A 5349-nucleotide genomic window follows, 5' to 3' on the forward strand; every position below is an offset into this window, starting at 1 on the left:
TGTGGGTGGTTCTGCTGGTGTGTGTTTGTTCTTTGAGAACTCAACAGGGTGCTTGATAAGCCAGTGCCAAAGTTTGTTTGGTTCCCGGCTGGTTGACTGCCGCGTTTGTGGTGGTTTTCTGGTTGGTGATTCCTTGGCATTTTATATGCCGGGTTTGATTTCTTCACAAGTTTTTGTTGGAGAGTTTGATCCTGGCTCAGGACGAACGCTGGCGGCGTGCTTAACACATGCAAGTCGAGCGGAAAGGCCCTTCGGGGTACTCGAGCGGCGAACGGGTGAGTAACACGTGAGCAACCTGCCCCAGGCTTTGGGATAACCCCGGGAAACCGGGGCTAATACCGGATATTACATGCTGCCGCATGGTGGTGTGTGGAAAGTTTTTCGGCTTGGGATGGGCTCGCGGCCTATCAGCTTGTTGGTGGGGTGATGGCCTACCAAGGCGACGACGGGTAGCCGGCCTGAGAGGGCGACCGGCCACACTGGGACTGAGACACGGCCCAGACTCCTACGGGAGGCAGCAGTGGGGAATATTGCACAATGGGCGGAAGCCTGATGCAGCGACGCCGCGTGAGGGATGACGGCCTTCGGGTTGTAAACCTCTTTCAGCAGGGACGAAGCGTAAGTGACGGTACCTGCAGAAGAAGCGCCGGCCAACTACGTGCCAGCAGCCGCGGTAAGACGTAGGGCGCGAGCGTTGTCCGGATTTATTGGGCGTAAAGAGCTCGTAGGCGGCTTGTCGCGTCGACTGTGAAAACCCACAGCTCAACTGTGGGCTTGCAGTCGATACGGGCAGGCTAGAGTTCGGTAGGGGAGACTGGAATTCCTGGTGTAGCGGTGAAATGCGCAGATATCAGGAGGAACACCGGTGGCGAAGGCGGGTCTCTGGGCCGATACTGACGCTGAGGAGCGAAAGCGTGGGGAGCGAACAGGATTAGATACCCTGGTAGTCCACGCTGTAAACGTTGGGCGCTAGGTGTGGGGGGCCTCTCCGGTTCTCTGTGCCGCAGCTAACGCATTAAGCGCCCCGCCTGGGGAGTACGGCCGCAAGGCTAAAACTCAAAGGAATTGACGGGGGCCCGCACAAGCGGCGGAGCATGCGGATTAATTCGATGCAACGCGAAGAACCTTACCTGGGTTTGACATGGCCGCAAAACCTGCAGAGATGTGGGGTCCTTCGGGGGCGGTCACAGGTGGTGCATGGCTGTCGTCAGCTCGTGTCGTGAGATGTTGGGTTAAGTCCCGCAACGAGCGCAACCCTTGTTCGATGTTGCCAGCGCGTTATGGCGGGGACTCATCGAAGACTGCCGGGGTCAACTCGGAGGAAGGTGGGGATGACGTCAAGTCATCATGCCCCTTATGTCCAGGGCTTCACGCATGCTACAATGGCCGGTACAATGGGCTGCGATACCGTGAGGTGGAGCGAATCCCAAAAAGCCGGTCTCAGTTCGGATCGGGGTCTGCAACTCGACCCCGTGAAGTCGGAGTCGCTAGTAATCGCAGATCAGCAACGCTGCGGTGAATACGTTCCCGGGCCTTGTACACACCGCCCGTCACGTCACGAAAGTCGGCAACACCCGAAGCCGGTGGCCCAACCCCTTGTGGGAGGGAGCTGTCGAAGGTGGGGCTGGCGATTGGGACGAAGTCGTAACAAGGTAGCCGTACCGGAAGGTGCGGCTGGATCACCTCCTTTCTAAGGAGCGCTCTCCCGGCGAAGGTCGGGTAGGGAGCCTGCCGCCTCCGAGTGTGGGGTGGGGGTGCTCATTTGGCGGAGACACTGGTGAGTTCGTGTTGGCAACGGCTGATGCTGCTAGTACTGCTTCTGCTTTCGGGTGGGGGTGTGGAGGGTGGTGTTGGTGCGGCTGGTGCGGATGGTGGGCATCCTGTTGGGTCCTGAGGGAACAGGCCACGTGGTGGGTTGTTGTCTCTGGATGCCAGGCGCGGCCTGGTCTTGCATACCGGCCATCGTGTGTGGTGGTGCTGGTGTGGGGCTGGGGGTTGCGGGTTGGTCGTTTGTTGAGAATTACACAGTGGACGCGAGCATCTTTGTGGTCAAGTTGTCAAGGGCGAACGGTGGATGCCTTGGCACTAGGAGCCGATGAAGGACGTGGGAGGCCGCGATAGGCCTGGGGGAGCTGTCAACCGAGCTGTGATCCCAGGGTGTCCGAATGGGGAAACCTGGCATCAGTCATGTGGTGTCACCTGCACCTGAACTCATAGGGTGTGTGGAGGGAACGCGGGGAAGTGAAACATCTCAGTACCCGCAGGAAGAGAAAACAATAGTGATTCCGTGAGTAGTGGCGAGCGAAAGCGGATGAGGCTAAACCGGCTGCGTGTGATACCTGTCAGGGGTTGCGTGGTCGGGGTTGTGGGACTCTGCTGATCGGACTGACATTCGGTCGAGAAGTGATAAAGCCAGTTGTTAGCTGAATGGTGTGGAAAAGCCAGCCGTAGACGGTGATAGTCCGGTAGGTGAAAACTTCTGGTCTTCTGTGGATGTTCCCGAGTAGCGGCGGACTCCTGAAATCTGCCGTGAATCTGCCAGGACCACCTGGTAAGCCTAAATACTTCCTAGTGACCGATAGCGGACGAGTACCGTGAGGGAATGGTGAAAAGTACCCCGGGAGGGGAGTGAAATAGTACCTGAAACCGTTCGCCTACAATCCGTCGGAGCCTTTAGGGGTGACGGCGTGCCTTTTGAAGAATGAGCCTGCGAGTTAGTGGCATGTGGCGAGGTTAACCCGTGTGGGGTAGCCGTAGCGAAAGCGAGTCTGAAGAGGGCGTTTGAGTCGCATGTTCTAGACCCGAAGCGGAGTGATCTAGCCATGGGCAGGCTGAAGCGCGGGTAAGACCGCGTGGAGGGCCGAACCCACCAACGTTGAAAAGTTGGGGGATGACCTGTGGTTAGGGGTGAAAGGCCAATCAAACTCCGTGATAGCTGGTTCTCCCCGAAATGCATTTAGGTGCAGCGTCGCGTGTTTCTTGCCGGAGGTAGAGCACTGGATGGTCTAGGGGGCCTACAAGCTTACCGAAATCAGCTAAACTCCGAATGCCGGTAAGTGAGAGCGCGGCAGTGAGACTGCGGGGGATAAGCTTCGTAGTCGAGAGGGAAACAGCCCAGATCACCAGCTAAGGCCCCTAAGCGTGTGCTAAGTGGAAAAGGATGTGGGGTCGCTTAGACAACCAGGAGGTTGGCTTAGAAGCAGCCACCCTTTAAAGAGTGCGTAATAGCTCACTGGTCAAGTGGTTCCGCGCCGACAATGTAGCGGGGCTCAAGCACACCGCCGAAGCTGTGGCATTCACGCGTGTACTTCGCTGATCCTTTTTGGGGTTGGTGCAGGTGTGTGGATGGGTAGGGGAGCGTCGTGCCGGGGGTGAAGCAGCGGGGTGACCCAGCTGTGGACGCGGCACGAGTGAGAATGCAGGCATGAGTAGCGAAAGAAGGGTGAGAAACCCTTCCGCCGGATGACCAAGGGTTCCAGGGCCAGGCTAATCCGCCCTGGGTGAGTCGGGACCTAAGGCGAGGCCGAGAGGCGTAGTCGATGGACAACGGGTTGATATTCCCGTACCCGCGAAGGAGCGCCCATGATGAACCTCGTTGTGCTAACTGCCCGAACTTGGTGAGGTTTTCGGACTGATCTGAGGGAGCGCGGGAACCTGGCGGGTAGTAGTCAAGCGATGGGGTGACGCAGGAAGGTAGCTGATCCCGGCCGGTGGTTGTGCCGGGGTAAGCGTGTAGGCTGCATCATAGGTAAATCCGTGGTGTGTGAGGCTGAGACGTGATGCCGAGCCGATTCAGGTGAAGTCAGTGATCCTATGCTGCCGAGAAAAGCCTCTAGCGAGCTTCTAGCGGCCCGTACCCTAAACCGACACAGGTGGTCAGGTAGAGAATACCGAGGCGATCGGGCGAACTGTGGTTAAGGAACTCGGCAAATTGCCCCCGTAACTTAGGGAGAAGGGGGGCCGGAGACGTGAAGCCCTTTTCGGGTGGAGCGTTGTATGGCCGCAGAGACCAGGGGAAAGCGACTGTTTACTAAAAACACAGGTCCATGCGAAGAAGTAATTCGATGTATATGGACTGACGCCTGCCCGGTGCTGGAACGTTAAGGGGACCGGTTAGCTCTTCGGGGCGAAGCTGAGAACTTAAGCGCCAGTAAACGGCGGTGGTAACTATAACCATCCTAAGGTAGCGAAATTCCTTGTCGGGTAAGTTCCGACCTGCACGAATGGCGTAACGACTTTCCTACTGTCTCAACCACAGGCCCGGCGAAATTGCATTACGAGTAAAGATGCTCGTTACGCGCGGCAGGACGGAAAGACCCCGGGACCTTTACTATAGCTTGACATTGGTACTCGAATTAGCTTGTGTAGGATAGGTGGGAGACTGTGAAGCTGGTACGCCAGTATCGGTGGAGTCGTTGTTGAAATACCACTCTGGTTGATTTGGGTTTCTAACTTCGGACCGTGATCCGGTTCAGGGACAGTGTCTGGTGGGTAGTTTAACTGGGGCGGTTGCCTCCTAAAGGGTAACGGAGGCGCCCAAAGGTTCCCTCATCCTGGTTGGCAATCAGGTGTTGAGTGTAAGTGCACAAGGGAGCTTGACTGTGAGACTGACAGGTCGAGCAGGGACGAAAGTCGGGACTAGTGATCCGGCACTTGCGTGTGGAAGCGGTGTCGCTCAACGGATAAAAGGTACCCCGGGGATAACAGGCTGATCTTCCCCAAGAGTCCATATCGACGGGATGGTTTGGCACCTCGATGTCGGCTCGTCGCATCCTGGGGCTGTAGCAGGTCCCAAGGGTTGGGCTGTTCGCCCATTAAAGCGGTACGCGAGCTGGGTTTAGAACGTCGTGAGACAGTTCGGTCCCTATCCGCCGCGCGCGTAGGATACTTGAGAAGGGCTGTCCCTAGTACGAGAGGACCGGGACGGACGAACCTCTGGTGTGCCAGTTGTCCCGCCAGGGGCACGGCTGGTTGGCTACGTTCGGAAGGGATAACCGCTGAAAGCATCTAAGCGGGAAGCTCGCTTCAAGATGAGGTGTCCCACCCACTTTGGTGGGGTAAGGCTCCCAGTAGATGACTGGGTTGATAGGCCGGAGATGTAAGCCAGGTAACTGGTTCAGTTGACCGGTACTAATAGGCCGAGGACTTGACTTCGAAGATGTACGCGTCCACTGTGTGATTCTGGGCAAACGGGCACCGTGTGTGTTTGGTTTGTTGTTAGGGTTACGGCGGTTATGGCGGAGGGGAAACGCCCGGTTACATTCCGAACCCGGTAGCTAAGCTCTCCAGCGCCGATGGTACTGCACTCGTGAGGGTGTGGGAGAGTAGGTCACCGCCGGACATCTTTAC

General features: G+C 57.3%; 3 rRNA genes. All 3 read left to right on the plus strand.

Annotated elements, in window-relative coordinates:
* Window positions 1-173 precede the first annotated feature (173 nt).
* The 3 genes from ACFHWS_RS28225 (at window position 174) to rrf (ending at window position 5341) form a co-directional block, all read left to right on the plus strand.
* Window positions 174-1690: ribosomal RNA gene (locus ACFHWS_RS28225) — 16S ribosomal RNA — on the plus strand.
* Between the two features lie 357 nt (window positions 1691-2047).
* Window positions 2048-5154, plus strand: a 23S ribosomal RNA gene (locus tag ACFHWS_RS28230).
* A 70-nt stretch (window positions 5155-5224) separates the two neighbouring features.
* Window positions 5225-5341: ribosomal RNA gene (rrf, locus tag ACFHWS_RS28235) — 5S ribosomal RNA — on the plus strand.
* The 16S, 23S and 5S rRNA genes sit together here, the layout of an rRNA operon.
* Window positions 5342-5349: the final 8 nt, after the last annotated feature.

Source organism: Micromonospora sp. LOL_013 (assembly GCF_048060315.1).
GTDB lineage: Bacteria > Actinomycetota > Actinomycetes > Mycobacteriales > Micromonosporaceae > Micromonospora_E.